The sequence below is a fragment of the Amantichitinum ursilacus genome, assembly GCF_001294205.1.
GTDB lineage: Bacteria > Pseudomonadota > Gammaproteobacteria > Burkholderiales > Chitinibacteraceae > Amantichitinum > Amantichitinum ursilacus.
Window position 1 is genome coordinate 17591 of sequence record NZ_LAQT01000031.1, and the last position, 16100, is coordinate 33690.

16 protein-coding genes are annotated in these 16100 nt (G+C 61.0%); 2 read left to right on the forward strand and 14 right to left on the reverse strand.

The window, feature by feature from the left end; translation table 11 throughout:
* Genes coxB through WG78_RS18060 form a run of 9 tightly spaced genes read right to left on the reverse strand, consistent with a single transcriptional unit; the run spans position 1 to position 9002 of the window.
* Positions 1–918, reverse strand: coding sequence for a cytochrome c oxidase subunit II (coxB, locus tag WG78_RS18020; protein WP_053939229.1), 918 nt, complete (start codon positions 916–918; stop codon positions 1–3).
* Complete coding sequence (locus WG78_RS18025; RefSeq protein ID WP_053939230.1) at positions 915–1697, reverse strand: SCO family protein; 783 nt, start codon at positions 1695–1697, stop codon at positions 915–917. The genes coxB and WG78_RS18025 overlap by 4 nt, the downstream gene beginning before the upstream one ends.
* On the reverse strand, positions 1694–2047 hold the full coding sequence (locus tag WG78_RS18030; RefSeq protein WP_053939231.1) for a hypothetical protein: 354 nt from the start codon (positions 2045–2047) through the stop codon (positions 1694–1696). Before WG78_RS18030 ends, WG78_RS18025 begins: the two co-directional genes overlap by 4 nt.
* Entirely contained in the window at positions 2044–3051 is a 1008-nt protein-coding gene (locus WG78_RS18035) for a hypothetical protein (protein WP_053939232.1), read from the reverse strand. The genes WG78_RS18030 and WG78_RS18035 overlap by 4 nt, the downstream gene beginning before the upstream one ends.
* A complete protein-coding gene (locus WG78_RS18040; RefSeq protein ID WP_053939233.1) occupies positions 3048–3620 on the reverse strand; it encodes a c-type cytochrome in 573 nt (190 codons plus the stop codon). The genes WG78_RS18035 and WG78_RS18040 overlap by 4 nt, the downstream gene beginning before the upstream one ends.
* Positions 3617–4132 (reverse strand): DUF3341 domain-containing protein, encoded by a 516-nt coding sequence (locus WG78_RS18045; RefSeq protein WP_053939234.1) that lies wholly within the window; start codon positions 4130–4132, stop codon positions 3617–3619. The genes WG78_RS18040 and WG78_RS18045 overlap by 4 nt, the downstream gene beginning before the upstream one ends.
* The gene (gene nrfD, locus WG78_RS18050; RefSeq protein ID WP_053939235.1) at positions 4129–5496 is read right to left on the reverse strand and encodes an NrfD/PsrC family molybdoenzyme membrane anchor subunit; all 1368 of its coding nucleotides are present in this window, start codon (positions 5494–5496) and stop codon (positions 4129–4131) included. The genes WG78_RS18045 and nrfD overlap by 4 nt, the downstream gene beginning before the upstream one ends.
* Positions 5483–8347 (reverse strand): 4Fe-4S dicluster domain-containing protein, encoded by a 2865-nt coding sequence (locus WG78_RS18055; RefSeq protein WP_053939236.1) that lies wholly within the window; start codon positions 8345–8347, stop codon positions 5483–5485. The genes nrfD and WG78_RS18055 overlap by 14 nt, the downstream gene beginning before the upstream one ends.
* 4 nt (positions 8348–8351) lie before the next feature.
* Positions 8352–9002, reverse strand: coding sequence for a cytochrome c3 family protein (locus WG78_RS18060; protein WP_053939237.1), 651 nt, complete (start codon positions 9000–9002; stop codon positions 8352–8354).
* Between the two features lie 201 nt (positions 9003–9203).
* Between WG78_RS18060 and WG78_RS18065 the strand changes: the two genes are divergently transcribed.
* Positions 9204–10493: a HipA domain-containing protein gene (locus WG78_RS18065; protein WP_053939238.1), complete on the forward strand. Its 1290-nt coding sequence runs from the start codon at positions 9204–9206 to the stop codon at positions 10491–10493.
* Positions 10480–10839 (forward strand): helix-turn-helix domain-containing protein, encoded by a 360-nt coding sequence (locus tag WG78_RS18070; RefSeq protein ID WP_053939239.1) that lies wholly within the window; start codon positions 10480–10482, stop codon positions 10837–10839. The genes WG78_RS18065 and WG78_RS18070 overlap by 14 nt, the downstream gene beginning before the upstream one ends.
* 68 nt (positions 10840–10907) lie before the next feature.
* Here WG78_RS18070 and cyoD read toward each other — a convergent pair whose 3' ends face one another.
* The 5 genes from cyoD to WG78_RS18095 form a co-directional block, all read right to left on the reverse strand.
* Positions 10908–11348 carry a cytochrome o ubiquinol oxidase subunit IV gene (gene cyoD / locus WG78_RS18075; RefSeq protein ID WP_083459341.1) on the reverse strand — a complete coding sequence of 147 codons (441 nt, stop codon included), beginning with the start codon at positions 11346–11348 and terminating at the stop codon, positions 10908–10910.
* Positions 11348–11974: a cytochrome o ubiquinol oxidase subunit III gene (cyoC, locus tag WG78_RS18080; RefSeq protein WP_053939240.1), complete on the reverse strand. Its 627-nt coding sequence runs from the start codon at positions 11972–11974 to the stop codon at positions 11348–11350. Before cyoC ends, cyoD begins: the two co-directional genes overlap by 1 nt.
* Complete coding sequence (gene cyoB, locus WG78_RS18085; RefSeq protein ID WP_053939241.1) at positions 11971–13959, reverse strand: cytochrome o ubiquinol oxidase subunit I; 1989 nt, start codon at positions 13957–13959, stop codon at positions 11971–11973. The genes cyoC and cyoB overlap by 4 nt, the downstream gene beginning before the upstream one ends.
* A gap of 3 nt (positions 13960–13962) precedes the next feature.
* Positions 13963–14835: a ubiquinol oxidase subunit II gene (cyoA, locus tag WG78_RS18090; protein ID WP_053939242.1), complete on the reverse strand. Its 873-nt coding sequence runs from the start codon at positions 14833–14835 to the stop codon at positions 13963–13965.
* 110 nt (positions 14836–14945) lie between these two features.
* Positions 14946–16079, reverse strand: coding sequence for a Fic family protein (locus WG78_RS18095; protein ID WP_053939243.1), 1134 nt, complete (start codon positions 16077–16079; stop codon positions 14946–14948).
* Between the last annotated feature and the right edge of the window lie 21 nt (positions 16080–16100).

Sequence of the window (16100 nt, forward strand, 5' to 3'; positions counted from 1 at the left end):
TTATTTCCTGCGCAGATAAGCAATCAAGGCGGCCAGTTCTTCTTCCTGCAACTGGCCGGCAAAGGCGGGCATATTCGGTGGATAACCCGCCACGCGGTTGGCATGCGGCTGCAAGATGGCCTCGCGCAGCCAGCCTTCATCCGCGATCACGCGGCGGCCATCGGCCAGTTGCACCGGCTGGCCAAACAAGCCGGTCAAAGCGGGCGCATTGCCAGCGCCCGCGTCATGACAGCCGCTGCAGCCGTACTGGCGATACAAGGTCTGGCCATAGCTGCTCAGGCCGTCGGCCTGGTCGCCGCTTTCCAGCCAGCGCGCGTAATCAGCCGGTGGCATCACAATCACGCGGCCTTCCATCGTGGCGTGCGCAGTGCCGCAATACACGGCGCAATACAGCTCGTACGTGCCCGCGCGATCGGCGTTAAACGAGATCGAGGTATAGCGGCCCGGAATCACATCCTGTTTGATGCGAAACGCCGGTACATAAAAGCTGTGGATGACGTCTTCGCTGGCCAGCATCAGCCGCACCGGTTGCCCCACCGCCACATGCAACTCGTTGATCTCGCGCCGACCGTTGTCGTGCTGCACTTTCCACATCCACTGCTTGGCCACCACAAATACGGTCATCGCGTTGGCGGCGGGCTGATAGGCCTGCGCGTACAACCACGCGGCCCAGCCAAACACGCCCAGAAACAACAACAGCGGAATCGCCATCCAGCTCAGTTCCAGCGCGCGGTTCTGCGTGGGCGGATGATCGCGGCGCGCGTTGGAGCCTTTGCGATATTTGATGCTGAAAAACGTAATCAGAAACGCCAGCGCCAACGCCACCGTGCCGGTTAGCGCCAACATGCAATAGAACAGCGTATCCACCTGCGCCGCATGCGCGGTGGCCGCGACCGGATGCAACTGGAAGTCGCTCATCGCAGCCCCTCCAGGCGATGCCGCCGCCATAGCCAGCCGCCTAACGCCAGCGCCGCCAGCAATGCCGCTGCGCGCAAGGCGTTAAACACCACGCCGCTATAGCGCCCGACATGCTGATCAAAGCCCGCGCAAATCAACGCCACTTGCTGCGACAGACTCCACGGCTGCGCCTGACGCGCGGCCTGCAAGGCGGCGCTCAATTCGGATGGGATCGGTCGCACGCCCGGCAGATAAGCGCTGACCTTGCCTTGCGCGTCGGCCACCACCAGCACGGCGGGGTGGATGTACTGGCGCTGCGCACCATCATATTGGCTGCTAAAACCGATGGCGCGTTGCAGCGCGGCGATACGCTCGGCCGAGCCGGTAAGCCAGACGCTATCGACCAGCTCCGCATTAAAACCGGCAAAGTCAGTGGCGCGTTGGCGCGCGTCGGCCGGTGTTTCTTGCGCGTCGATGCTGAACAGCACCAGCCGATAATCCCGGCCAGGCTGCAAGGCCGTGGCGCGTAATGACTGCAGCGTGCCGGTAAGCAACGCGCCGCACAGATTGCTACAGCGATACCAGGTGGGCACCAGCAAGATCGGCGCGCCGCCCGCGTAATCAGCCAAGGCGTGCGTACTGCCGTGCTGGTCTTGCCAGGTTTGCGCCAGCGGCAAGGCCGCGCCCAGTTTCTGCTGCAAACCGGCTTGCGACGCGGGGCCCAGCGTGGTGGCCCACACAGGCATCCAGAGCGCGCCGCACAGCAGCAGCACGCCGAACCGTATCGAGCGCACGCTCATCGGCGACCTCCTTTACCCGAGGCGACGGGGGCCGAGGCCAGCAATTGCATCGCCACATCAATATCGATATGCGCGATGCCCGCTTTCCGGTCCACCCAGCCATTGCCATGCAATTGCGCGGCTTTGCTGGCCTGATAGCGCTGCAAATCATCCGGCCCCGCTGTTTGCAATACCGGCCCCGGTGGCTTGATGGCCTGCTGCACATCCTGGCCCGAACTGGCAGGCCCGACATGCTGCAACAGCACGTCCACCGCCAGCCCGGCCGCTACCAACAGCGCCAGCACGGTCAGGCCCACCAGATAGATCGGTTTGGCGTTGATCTGGTCGGGTTGGGTGCGCGGTTCGCTCATACGGTCACCTCGCGTGCGGGCCAGCGTCGCAGCGCCAGCGTGAGCCATAAGGTCAGCATCGGCAGCAGCAAAACCAGCGGCATCCACAGCCGTTGCCCCTGTGGTTGCGCTGAAGGCCAGATCAGCCACAGCACATCCAGCGCATGCATCAGCAACAACCAGCCCGCCAGCGCACGCAGCGCGGCGATGCGTTGTTTGAATGCGCGGCTTAGCAACAAGGCAAACGGCAGCGCAAAATGCCCCAGCAACAGCAGCCACGCCAGGCCCTGCCACGGCCATTGCAGGCGCGGCACATACCAGGAAATCTCGTCCGGCAGGTTTTCCGCCCAGATAATCAAAAACTGGGTGAACGCCAGATAAGCCCAGCTCATCGTGTACATCAGCAGCAAATTGCCGTGATCGCGCCCCAGCCGCGCGCTGCCGCCGCCCGCCATGGTCACCGCCCACGCCATGCCCGCCAGCATCTGGCCGATGGCCACCAGCAAACCCAGCCCGGTGGAATACCACTGGATTTGCAGCGAAGCGATCCAGTCAAAGCTGGCGGCCGTGATGCTCAAGCCATACAGGAGCAGGATCAGCCCGGCGCGCGCGCGGCCGGTGGTGCGCCGTTGCCACTGCCCCAGCAAGCACCACAGCAGCAGATCGAACAGCAAGCGCGCCCGAAAAAACCCGACGTTAAGCCACCAATGCGCGCGCGCCAGTTCGGGCGAGCTGCCTGGGCTGGCCCACGCAAAAATATCGGGCACGGCCCACCACAACGGCAGCCCAGCCAGTGCAATCCAGCCCAGTTGCGCCACCCCAGCCTGCCACACAGGCCGCAGCGGCCAGCCCCAATCGCCGCCGGTTAAATCATGCAGGCACAGATTGGCCAGGCAACCCAGCGACACGCCCAGCGCCAGCCACCACGCCACCAGCCACGCCAGCCAGAAGCCATGCGCATCCAGCGCAAACAGCAACACGGCCAGCGCCAGCAACACCGCCAAAGACCATAACGGTGACTTCATCGCGCGGCCTCCACAGTCTGGCGCAGCGCGGGCGGCAATTGCGCCACCGACGCGTGCTGGCTGAGCTGCAGCGCGCGGATATACGCCACCGTCGCCCAGCGTTCTTGCGGATTCAAGCGGCTGGCAAATGGCAGCATCACGCCATACCCATCGCTGATGATGCGATACAGGCTGGCGTCGTCCAGCTGGCGCAAGCGATCGCTATGCAGGCTCTGCGGTCGGGGAAAACCGCGCCGCACCACATAGCCATCGCCGTCCCCCACTACGCTATGGCACGGCGCGCAGAAGATGTCGTAGCGCTGCTGGCCCTGGCGTAACAAGGCTGGCGTGAGCGCGGGCTGTGCGGTATCCAGCGCTGCGCTTTGCCGCCCGGACGAGCTGCCCGCGCTATCCCCCACCGCCGCCACCACGGTATGCGCCGGGGCGGTGCGCGCCGAAGTGCCATCGGCCCACAGCGGCGACGAGGCATACGCCTTGTAGCGCGCCTGGTCGTACATATCCTGTTTGGCTTTTTCGCAGCCGCACAGCAAGGCCGCCAGGGCGAGACAGAGCCACAGCAGGCGCGTCATTGTTTGACCTCGTACACCGGCTGGCCCAGCGTTTGCAGCCATGCCTGGGCTTGATCGGCCTTGGGGTCTTGCGCGCGGATGCAGATAAAAAAGCGGCGGCTGCTGGCCAGCGCAAATGCGTCGATATCAAACAAAGGATGATGTAAGCGCGGCAGCCCGCTGCCCCATAAAAACGCCACCACCGCCGCCAGCGCCGCACCCAGCACGGTGGTCTCAAACGTAATCGGAATAAACGACGGCCAGCTGTGCAGCGGCCGCCCGCCCACATTGATGGCATAAGCCTGGGTGGCCGAATACCACTGCATCAGATAGCCCGCCGCGCCGCCGACGATGCCACCGAGCAAAGTCAGCAACGGCACCCGATTGGGCGAGGGCAATAGCTCTTCCAGTTCTTCGATGGCTTGCGGCGTAAAGGTATCGATGCGCACAAAGCCCGCCGCCTTGGCCGCCTTCACCGCCTCCACCAAGGCATCGGCGCTGTGCAGGCCCACCAGATAGCCAAAGCCGCTCATGGCTGTTTCTCCTCTTGCACCAGCTCGCGCATTTCAGCCATCGAAATCAGTGGCAAGAAGCGGATAAACAGCATGAACAAAAACACAAACAACGCAATCGAGCCGACATACAACATCACGTCCCAGCGCGTGGGCGTGTAACTGCCCCAACTGGAGGGCAAGAAGTCGCGATGCAGGCTTTGCGTAACAATGATGAAACGCTCCAGCCACATGCCCACGTTGACCAGAATGCTGATGGTCAGCAGCGCCGGAATGTGATGCCGCACGCGGCGAAGCCACAGCAATTGCGGCACGGCCACATTGCAAAACAGCATCAGCCAGAACAGCGGCGCGTAAGTGCCGACGGCGCGGTCCAGCGTCATCGCGCGTTCGTATTCATTGCCGCTGTAAAACGCGGTAAAGGTCTCGGTGATGTAGCCATAACCGACGATGCAGCCGGTGGCCAGCACCACCTTGGCGGCGTTGGCCAGATGCGTGGGCGTGATAAACGCCTGCAGTTTGAAGGCGGCGCGCAGCGGAATCGCCAGCGTAATCACCATGGCAAAGCCCGAGAACAGCGCCCCGGCCACAAAGTACGGTGGGAACAAAGTCGAGTGATAGCCGGGCGTGTTGCCGATGGCAAAATCCATCGCCACGATGGTGTGCACCGACACCACCAGCGGCGTCGCCAGCCCGGCCAGCAGCCAGTACGTACGGTTAAAGCTGACCCACTGCCGCGTTTCGCCGCGCCAGCCCAGCGCAAACAAGCCGTACCAGAATTGCTTGCGTCGGTTGTGGGTCTTGTCGCGCAAGGCCGCCAGATCCGGAATCAACCCGACGTACCAGAACAGCAAAGACACGGTCAGATAGGTGGAGATGGCAAAGAAATCCCAGATCAGCGGGCTGCGCCATTGCGGCCACAGCGTCATCTTGTTGGGGTACGGCACCAGCCAGTAAAAGAACCACGGCCGCCCCAGATGCAGGATAGGAAACAGCCCCGCAATCGACGCGGCAAACAGCGTCATGGCTTCGGCAAAGCGGTTGATTGAGGTGCGCCATTTCTGCCGCAGCAACAGCAGCACGGCCGAGATAAACGTGCCGGCATGGCCAATGCCGATCCACCAGACAAAGTTGGTGAGCGCAAAGCCCCACGCCACCGGCATATCAACGCCCCAGATGCCCACGCCCACGGCAAACAAATAGGCCGTGGCCACCACAAACATCAGCACGCCGAGGCTAGCCACGCCAAACACCGCAGTCCAGCGCCAGCCCAGCGGATCGTGCAGCACGATATGCGCGATGCGCTCGGTGATCGAGCCCGCGCTATAGCCAGGCGCCAGTTCGGGCGTGCCGCGCGACACGGCGGGCTGATCAGGTAGCGCCATGGCTCGCCTCCGGCCACGCGGGGTTGGGGTTGGTCAGCCGCGCCAGATAGGTGGTGCGCGGTTGGGTGTTGAGTTCTTCCAGCAGCGTGTAATGCAATGGCGACGCTTTGATATGGCGGATATCGCTGCCCGCATCGTTCAGATCGCCAAAGTGGATGGCTTGCGCGGGGCAGGCGGCCTGGCAGGCGGTGACCATTTCGCCGTCCTGAATGCGGCGCTGGTCTTTCTCGGCATTCAGCCGCGCGCGCGTAATGCGCTGCAAACAATATGAACACTTTTCCATCACGCCGCGGCGGCGCACGGTGACTTCCGGATTGCGCTGCGCCTTTAGTGGTTCTTGCGCCACATTGGCGTATTGCAGCCAGTTAAAGCGCCGCACTTTGTACGGGCAATTGTTGGAGCAATAACGCGTGCCGATGCAACGGTTGTACACCTGCACATTCAGGCCCTCGCTATCGTGCACGGTGGCGCCCACCGGGCAGACTTCTTCGCATGGCGCATTCTCACAATGCATACAGGTGACCGGCTGAAAGCGCGTCGGCAGCGGATACGGCCCGCCTTCATACACATCCACGCGAATCCAGTGCATGGCGCGGCCTTTGGCCACTTCGCCGGGGCCGACGACGGGAATATTGTTTTCGGCCTGGCAAGCGATGGTGCAGACGCCACAGCCAATACAGGCGTTCAGATCCAGCGTCATGCCCCATTTATAGCTGTCGTAGCTGAATGGCGGATACAGGCTGGCTTGCCGCGCATGCGGGTCCGGCGGCAAGGCGGGATGCGCCTGGCCTGCGCCCGCCGCCAGCATGAGCACTGGCGCGCGGCCTTCGTCATCAAAATGCGTTTGCGTGGCGGCCAGTTCGGCTTTCTCGCCCGTGGCCCAGACGCGCTCGGCCGGCAACGTCCATCCCGGTTGCGCGCCGCGTAGCGGATAAACATTGTGGCCAACGTTCTGGCCCACGCTGCCGGTCTGGCGGCCGCCACCGAAATACAGCACCAGCACGCCATCCGGCACGCCCGACATGCGCCGGATGGGTGCCTCGATCTGCTGGTTTTGCGCTTTGACTTGCAGCAGATCGCCATCGTCCAGCTGGAGCTGGTCCGCAGTGTGGGCGCTCAGGCCGATGGCGTTGCCCCACGTCAGCTTGCTGAGCGGTTTGGGCAGTTCCTGCAGCCAGCCATTGTTGGCATAACGGCCATCGCGCACGCGCGGATCGGGGGCGAAGGCCAGGATGTACGGGCTGGACGATGCCGACGATTTGAAGCCGGTGCTAATCGTAATGTGGCCTGGCGTTAACGGGCGCGCGGCTGGCCAGCCCGCTACCACACCGTGCTGCAGCGCCTGTTGCCAGCCGGGTTCAAAATCGGCCGCGCCCCACTGCTGCTGCCAATACGCACGCACCGTCGCGTAATCATCGGTCGCCTGCGCCTGCAGCAATTGCGCCAGCAGCCAGTGCGGCGACACCCCGTCATACAGTGGCGTAATCACCGGTTGCTGTATGCACACGCTGCCATCGGCGGCATAAGCATCGCTCCAGCTCTCAAACGCATGCGCCATCGGCAGATGCCAATGCGCGCGCAAGGCGGTCTCGTCGCGATACAGCCCTAGATGAATCAGCTGCCCGGCGCGGGCCAGCGCTGCGGCCAGTTGCGGCTGATCGTAAGCGGGGTTGGCATCGAGAATCAGCAAGGTCTGCACCCGGCCCGCATGTAAATCATCAATCAACGCCGACACGCTTTGCGGCGCGTGGCTGGCAATATCCATCGCAGGCAAGGGCAAGACCGTGCGGCCCAGATTGCCCAGATGCTGGTTCAGCGCAATCACCAGCGCATGCGCCTGGCTGGATAAACGCGGCCCGGCGATGATGACGCTGGCGCCCGGCGCCTTGCGCAAATCTGCGGCCAAAGCGCTGATTTGCGGCGTGGCAGGCGCATCGGCTGGCGCGCCCGGCAATTGCAGCGCGGCGGCCAGTTGCCACAATGCGGCCTCGACCTGCGCGGGCGTGGCCAGCACGCGATGATCCGCCATCGCCCCCACCAGGCCCGGCACACATTGCCAGGCATACAAACGGCTGAGACCACCCGCGCGCTCCGGCTTGCGGCTGTTTGCCCATTGCCGCGCATAGGCGGTGGCACCGGGCAAATCGCTGAGGAAATCGCAATCAAAACTGGCAATCACCCGCGCCTGATCAAAACGATAATCCCAGCTGACGGCCTGGCCGAAGGCGTCGCGGCTGGCGTTATCGAGTGCCGTATTACGCAACGGGTGGTGCACCGCCCAGCGCATGGCCGGATAACGCTGCTGCAGCGCCTGCAATTGCGCCAGCAAGGTCGGCGAGGTGGACGGCCCCAGCAAGAGCCGCAAACCCGCGCCGCCATTGTGTTGCCAGTGGGGCGCCTGTTGGTTGAGCAGCGCCAGCACGCTATCCAGACTGGCAGGCACCGCGCCGCGCAGTGGCGTACGTGACCGATCGGGGTCCCACAGTTCGAGGATGGCCGCCTGGCTATAGATATCGCTGCCGCCCTGGCTAAACGCATGGCGCGGATTGCCTTCCACCTTGCCCGGCCGTCCCATATTGGTTTGCACCAACACCGGCTGCGCCACGCCGTCGATTGGATACATCGTGGCGTAAAACTGCGGCTGACCCGGCACCATGCCTTCGGGCATATGCACATACGGCATTATTTTTTCTTCGGGCGGACCGCTGCAGGCGGCGGTCGCCAGCGCGGCCGACGCCGCCATCCACTTCATGAACGTGCGCCGGTCCAGCCCAGGCGCGGCCGCTACCGGGTGCAGCTTGATCACGGTATTGGTGGGGCGAAATGGCGAGTTGGACTGATCAGAAGACATGGCGTCAGCGATGGCAGGTGGAGCAATCGGTTAGCCGACGCCGGTCGGCAATCTGATATTGCTGCAGTAGATCGTCGATCTCGGACTGCGTGAGCACCGCCTGCGCGGGCATGTGATAAACCTGCTCGGGCCGGTGCAAATGCGGGCCTGGATTACGATGGCAGTCCAGACACCATTGCATTTCTAGACTGGCGTTGCGCCAGGTCAGCGGCATCTGGTCCACGCGCCCATGGCATTCCATACAGGCCACGCCCTTGTTGACGTGAATACTGTGATCAAAATAGGCGAAATCGGGCAGATCATGCACCCGCGCCCACGCTATCGGCCGCCCGCTGGCCCAGCTGTCACGCACCGGCTGCAACAAGGGCGCGTCTTTAAACAGTTGCGAATGACAGGTCATGCACACTTCCGTCGCGGGCAGCCCGGCCACCCGACCCTTGTCCACCGAGGTATGACAAAAGCGGCAATCAATGCCGTCATCGGCCACATGGTGCTTGTGGCTGAACGGCACCGGCTGCAACACCGCCGCGCCGCCGACATCTTGCGGCTGCATGCTCCACGTCACCACCCCGACCCCAGCCGCAGCCAGCGCCAGCAAAGCCAACAGAAACAGCTTGAGCCAGAGCACGTCGTGCCGGCTGAACACCTGCGCCATGAGCGGGGGCCGTTAGGGTTTGAGTCGGGTTAAAAACCAGATGCTTACAAATTTGGTAACGATACTAGCGGAAACGATCGGTGGGCCGGTGTAGGACGCGCGCTGATTCGGGCTGTGGATAGCGTGAGGTCTTGAATGAACTCTTGTATGAATCCATAAGTGGCCTTAGAGTGCGGTTATGGACTCATTGAGTATCTCGAAATGGATTTGACGCTACAGAAATACTTCAATGGCGCGTGGCACGATGCGGCGCGGCTGCATATTCGCAAACCGGAACTGGGCAGCGCGTCGCCGTGCGTACTCGACTATGTCGAGGCCTACGTACTCAATGGAATGCTGCAAGCCGATCGCGATGGCATGGATGCGCTCAGCATTCATTTTCCGGTCGGCTTTAAGATCCACCAATGCACGACCTGGCCGGCGTTTTTGCTGGACTTGCTGCCCAGCGGTTTCGGCCGCGATTATCTGGTGGCGCGTGAAAACTGGCCCCGTCCCGATGGCGCGCACAATGACGCGCGCGTTCTGGCCTGTGGCGCCAGCAATCCCGCAGGCAACAGCCGCGTCCTTGAAGCCTGGCAATGGTTGCAAGGCCAGTTGCCCGCGCGCCGGGAAGGCTGGTTGCTGCAAGATATGCAGCGCCATGATGCTGATTTTGTTGAATATGCCAGCCTGCATGGCAGCCTGGTCGGTGGCACCAGCACGCAAGGCCAAGCGGCCAAAATGTGGCTGACGCGCGTGGGGAAGCATTATTTTGCCGATGCATTGGTGACCGATGCCGAAGCTGAAGCCGCGTATTTATTAAAAATGCCGCGCAATGACAGCGACGCAGTGCTGCTGCAACACGAACACCTGTGGCTGACACTTGCGGCTGAAGCAGGCCTTGATCTGGAAGGCGAGCCCTTTATGCAGGGCGACCTGCTGTTCATTCCCCGTTTTGATCGCGACTATCGGGCCAGCGGAGTCGTGCGCCATGCCATGGAGAGCGCCTATAGCTTGATGAACGTGGCCACACCGGGTGCGTCGCTGTTTCATGAAGACATCCTGACGCGCTGGCTGGACGTGGCCGATCCGCACCATCTGGCAAGCGGCCTGCTGGAATACATCAAGCGCGATATTTTGAGCTACTGCTTGCGGGTGGAAGACAATCACGGCCGCAACACCGCGTTCTTTTTAACAAACACAGGTCTACGGCTGACGCCCCTGTTTGATTTTTCGCCCATGTTTCTGGCCGATGACCCGCCCGCCCGCTCAACCCGCTGGCGCAACTTTGGCCACGGCGAGCATGCGCAATGGCCCCGCCTGTTCGATTCGTTTTTACCAGAGCTGATAGGCCCGGCCAATGCGGCTGGCCTGGCCGACGCATTGCGTGCATGGCGGCCGCTGCTGGAGACGGTTCGTCGATCCTTTATCGACACACCGCGTGACCCGCGCACCGATCAATGCGTACGCCTGTTTGATATCGCCCTGGAGCGGCTTGATGAAATCCGCTAAAAAAACGCCTGAGCAATTACGCGAGCTACGGGTAAACCTGATTGAAAAACTGACCCAGGAGCGTCCAGCTGTGGGTGTCGCTGCGCGCATGATTCGAGAATCGATCGGATTAAATCAGCAGCAATTCGCCAAACTGGTCGGGCTAAGCAAAGTGCAGATCGCGCGGCTGGAGCGTGGCGAAGCCAATCCCACACTGGAGACTTTGCAAGCGGTGGGCAAACCCTACGGCTTGCAGATCGGGTTTTATCATTCGCAGGAAGCGGGCCCCCCCAGCACAATGACGGCTCCGCCCAAGCGCCCGATCCCATTACTCGACTTTGGTACCAAATCCACCGACGAGCGATAAAGAAATCACAAATGAGTCCGTAAACACCCAAATCGGCGTTTATGAAGTCTTTTATGATCTCTTATCCACTACCGCTGCATCTGCAGCAACTTATCCATCGGCAGCATATGGCTGTTGAGATTGGCCATGATGATCATCGAGCCAAACACCACCAGCGCCACCACAAACACGCCAAATGCCAGCGCCAGGATGTTGTTGGTGTTTTCCGGGCCGCTGGAAATATGCAGAAAAAACACCAGGTGCACGCCCATTTGCGCGATGGCCAGCGCGGCCAGCAGCACGGGGATGCCGGGGCCCCATACCTGATCGGTGCCGGCCGCCCAGAACGAGGCCAGCGTCAGGATGATGGAGCCGCCCAGGCCCGCCAGATATTTGAGCACGCCCGCGCGTAGATCGGGCGTCTCGCCAGGCGGCTTGCCTTGGGCGTCGTGCCCTTGGCCCTCGGCGTGGCCGTGCTGTTCCGGCGTGTTGTCCGGGATGTTGGACGAGCGATCATTTGCATTGGCCATCAGTGCGCTCCCAGATAAACGATGGTGAATACGCCGATCCAGACCACATCGAGCGCGTGCCAGAACAGGCTAAAACAGCGTAAGCGGCCCACCACGCGTGGCGTAAAGCCCAGCGTGGCCACTTGCGCCAGCATGCCCAACAACCACGCCAGCCCCAGCGTAACGTGCGTGCCGTGCATGCCAACCAGCGCAAAGAAAGCCGACAAGAAGGCACTGCGTTGCGGGCCATTGCCATGGGCGATCATTTCGGTGAATTCGCTCAGTTCCAGCCCGATAAAGCCTAACCCGAGCGCAAACGTGATCGCCCCAAACACATAGGTATAGCGCGCACTGCGCTGGTCGATGGCTAGCGAGAACATGCCGCAGGTAAAGCTGGAGAGCAGCAAACATGCGGTCTCGATCAGCACATGGCCGCGATCAAACAGTTGGTGGCCCGAGGGCCCGCCCGCCGTCTGCCCCGACAACACCGCATACGCCGCAAACAGCGCGGCAAACAAGATGATGTCGCTGAGGATAAATAGCCAGAAGCCATAACTGACCACTACGCGCGTGGGCGCGGGGCCGCGTTCGGAGATGGGAATCTCACTGCCTTCCGGCGTCATTTGCGAAATCTGGGCGTCGGTCATGGCGGCGAGGGTCCAATCAATCGGGCGAGGTCGGTGTCTTCGGGGATCACTTCGATGTCGTGCACGGTGCGCCAGGCGTGCACCAGGCCGGTGGCGACGATGCCGACCAAGCCAATAATGGCCAGCCACCAGATATGCCAGACCAGCGCAAACCCCATCGCCACCGAGAAGAACGCGGCGACAAAACCGGTGGCGCTGCCACGCGGCACATGCAGTTTTTCGGCGGGATCATACGGCGCGGCTTCGAGCGTTTTACGGCCCTCTTCGCGCGCCTGATGCCAGGCATCAAGGCCTTTGATTTGCGGCAGACGGGCAAAGTTATATTCCGGCGGCGGCGAGCGGGTGGACCATTCCAGCGTGCGGCCTTGCCAAGGGTCGCCACTGTGATCACGCCGCTGATCGCGCGTACGGATGCTGACCACCAATTGCGCAATCGTGAGCAAAATTCCGGCAAAGATGACCAAGGCGCCGACCAGAGCCACGATCATCATCGGTTGCCAGCCGGTTTCGGGATAATGCTGCATACGTCGCGTCGCACCCATTAATCCCAGCAGATATAGCGGCATAAAGGCGAGGTAAAAACCAATTAACCAGCACCAGAAACTGGCTTTGCCCAAGCGTTCGTCCAGGGTAAAGCCGAAAGCCTTGGGAAACCAATAGGTGTAACCCGCAAACGCGCCAAAGACCACGCCGCCTATCACCACATTGTGGAAATGCGCTACCAAGAACAGGCTGTTATGCAAAACAAAATCGGCCGGTGGCACCGCCATTAAAACGCCGGTCATGCCGCCAATCACAAACGTGATCATAAAACCGATGGCCCACAATAACGGCGTATTAAACCGCACCGTGCCGCCGTATAAAGTGAACAACCAGTTAAACACTTTAACGCCCGTGGGAATGGCGATAATCATGGTCATGATGCCGAAAAAGCCATTAACGTCGGCCCCCGCCCCCATGGTAAAGAAGTGATGCAGCCAGACCATAAACGACAGAATACAAATGCCCATCGTGGCAATCACCATCGAGCGATAACCAAATAACGCTTTGCCGGAGAATGTGGCAATCACTTCAGAGAACACACCAAATGCCGGCAGGATCAGGATATAAACTTCGGGATGGCCCCAAGCCCAGATCAGATTGATATACATCATGGCGTTGCCGCCACCGTCATTGGTAAAGAAGTGGAAACCCAGATAACGGTCGAGCAATAACATGCCCAAGGTGGCGGTTAAAATCGGGAATGCGGCAATGATCAATAAATTGGATGCCAATGCCGTCCAGGTAAAGATCGGCATGCGGCTATAACCCATGCCCGGCGCGCGCAGTTTAAGAATGGTGGTGGTGAGATTGACGCCCGACAACAGCGTGCCCACGCCCGATATCTGCAACGACCACAAGTAATAATCGACGCCGACACCGGGCGAATACGCCAGCTCCGACAATGGCGGATAAACCAGCCAACCGGTGCGCGCGAATTCGCCGATCACCAAGGACATATTCAGTAACAACGCGCCTGATGCGGTCAGCCAGAAACTGACTGAATTGAGCACCGGAAAGGCCACATCGCGCGCGCCAATCTGCAACGGCACCACAAAATTCATCAGGCCAACCATAAAAGTCATGGCCACAAAGAAAATCATGATGGTGCCGTGCGCAGAAAAAATCTGGTTGTAATGGTCGGGCGGCAGATAACCGTGCGCCGTGCCCGCCGCCATGGCCAATTGCGAACGCATCATTAATGCGTCGGCAAAACCCCGCAGCAACATCACCAGGGCCAGCACCACATACATCACGCCAACGCGCTTATGGTCGACGCTGGTTATCCATTCTTTCCAGAAATACGGCCAGGCGCGCTTGTAGGTGACCAGACCCAGAATCGCCGCAATCACCGCAACCACCACCGCGGCGGAAATCAACGGTAATGGTTCGTTTAACGGAATGGCGCTCCAATCCAGCTTGCCCAGTAATACGCTTGAACTCATGGATTACATCGCCATTGCGGAATGATCGGAAGTAGAGGCATCGTCTGCGGGGGAAGCGGCGCTTTCGGTGGCGCTGGCGCTAACCGGTAAAGGCCGCGCATCGACGATGGCATCGAATACGCCCTGGCCGATGGCGCCAAATTCCAGCGGCGTGGCTTGCAGGCCCGGTTTAGCCAATTGCGCGTAAGTGGCAGCGGTTAATTGCGCCGGATTGCGTTTGGCTGTCGCCACCCATTGGTTGAACTGGCCTTCCGGCAATGCCTGCACGTTAAAACGCATATCGGAGAAACCTTGCCCGCTAAATTGCGCTGACAGTCCAGGATAAACACCGGGCTTATCGGCCAATAAATTAAGCCGCGTGGACATGCCCGCCATCGTATAAATCTGGCTGCCTAATTGCGGCACAAAAAAACTGTTCATGACCGTCGCGGACGTCAATTGCAAACGCAGCGGCGCGCCGGCAGGCACCACCAGTTTGTTGACCGACGCGACGCCCAGCGCGGGATAGATAAACAGCCATTTCCAGTCCAGCGACACCACTTGCACGTCGATGGGCGAATGCTTGGCCAGGATGCGTTTGGGCGGGTCGAGATCGTGCGAGCCGATCCACGCGATGCCGCCAAGAAACAGCACGATCAGCATCGGAATCGCCCACACCACCACCTCGACCGGGCCGGAATAGGCAAAGTCAGGCGAGCGTTTGGCCTTGGCGTTGCCCGCACGAAACCACCACGCAAACGCCAGCGTCAGCAGGATCACCGGGATGATCACCGCCAGCATGATGACCGTGGCATTGAGCAAAATCGTGCGCTCGGCGGCCGCTACCGGGCCTTGAGGGTCCAGCACGCCAACCTGCAGGGATGAGATGACCGACACCGCTGTTCCTGTGCTTACATCGTTTGTTAGCGATGGTAACGGATGCGAGGCGGCGGGCGTGTCGGGCGATGGCTGATATTGCGCTGCCGCATGGGAGGGACATCGCCGGGTCAGGCGGGTTTGATTTGATAACGCGTGCTGCGGCCCGCCCCCGGCAGGCGTTCCAGACAGCCTTTTTCAACCAGATCGGCCAGATGGCGCGTGGCGGTTGCCTTGGAGACCTTAGCCACCGCTTGATAATGTGCTGCGGACAGGCCGCCTTCAAAACCGCGTTGACCGCCGTCCAACAGCCGATTCAATACCTTGATTTGCTCGGCACTGAGCCCTTGGCCACGATGTATTTGCCAGAAGCGCGCCTCGGCCAGGGTGCGTTCGATGCGTGCTTGTGCGCCGAGCAGGCTATCAAGCAACGTTTGCAGAAACCATTGCAGCCAACGCGTAATGTCGGGCGTGGCTTTCTGGCTGGATTCGAGAATCGCGTAATAGCCTTTGCGATCATCCAGAATGCTGGCCGACATCGTGTACAACCTGATCGCCAGCGGCTCACTTTGCGCCAACGCCAGGTCGGTCAGCGCGCGGGTGAGGCGGCCATTACCATCCTCAAACGGATGTAAGGTGACAAACCAGAAATGCGCGACGCCAGCGCGTAGCAATGGTGGCAAGGTGGCATCGCTCAGCGAGGCAGCAAACCACGTGAGAAACACGTTTAGCTGTTCGGCCAGGCCTTCGCCCGGCGGCGCCTCGAAATGCACAACAGGTCGATCTTGCCGCCCCGACACCACTTGCATGACTTCGTCGCCACGCAATGCACCCACGCGGATTTTGCGCGGCAGCAGCAGTGGTTCTTGTTCGGGAAACAGCAGCGCATGCCAATGCAAAAGACGTTGCAGCGTCAGCGCAATATCAGCCTGCTGCGTGGCATCAAGCATCAGCTCAGCCAGACCTTCGCTGCGTGCGCTTGTGCGCTGGGTAACCGCAGCGGGCACATCCAGCCGCCGTGCCAGCGACGATCGCACCGACTCGACGTTGAGATGTTCACCTTCGATTTCGCTAGAAGTAATGATGTTCTGCAACAGCACATCCAGCTGTGCCTGACGGTCCAGATCCGCACCGATCGCACCCGCCATGCCGAGCAAACGCGCTTGCGCGGCCACACATTGCAGCAATAACGGCGCCAACGCATCGGCCTCCCAATGTAGCCGGGGCCAATCGGGGTGTTGCCAGATCCACGGTTGTTTTTGCATACGCTCGCCTTGGGCGGACAA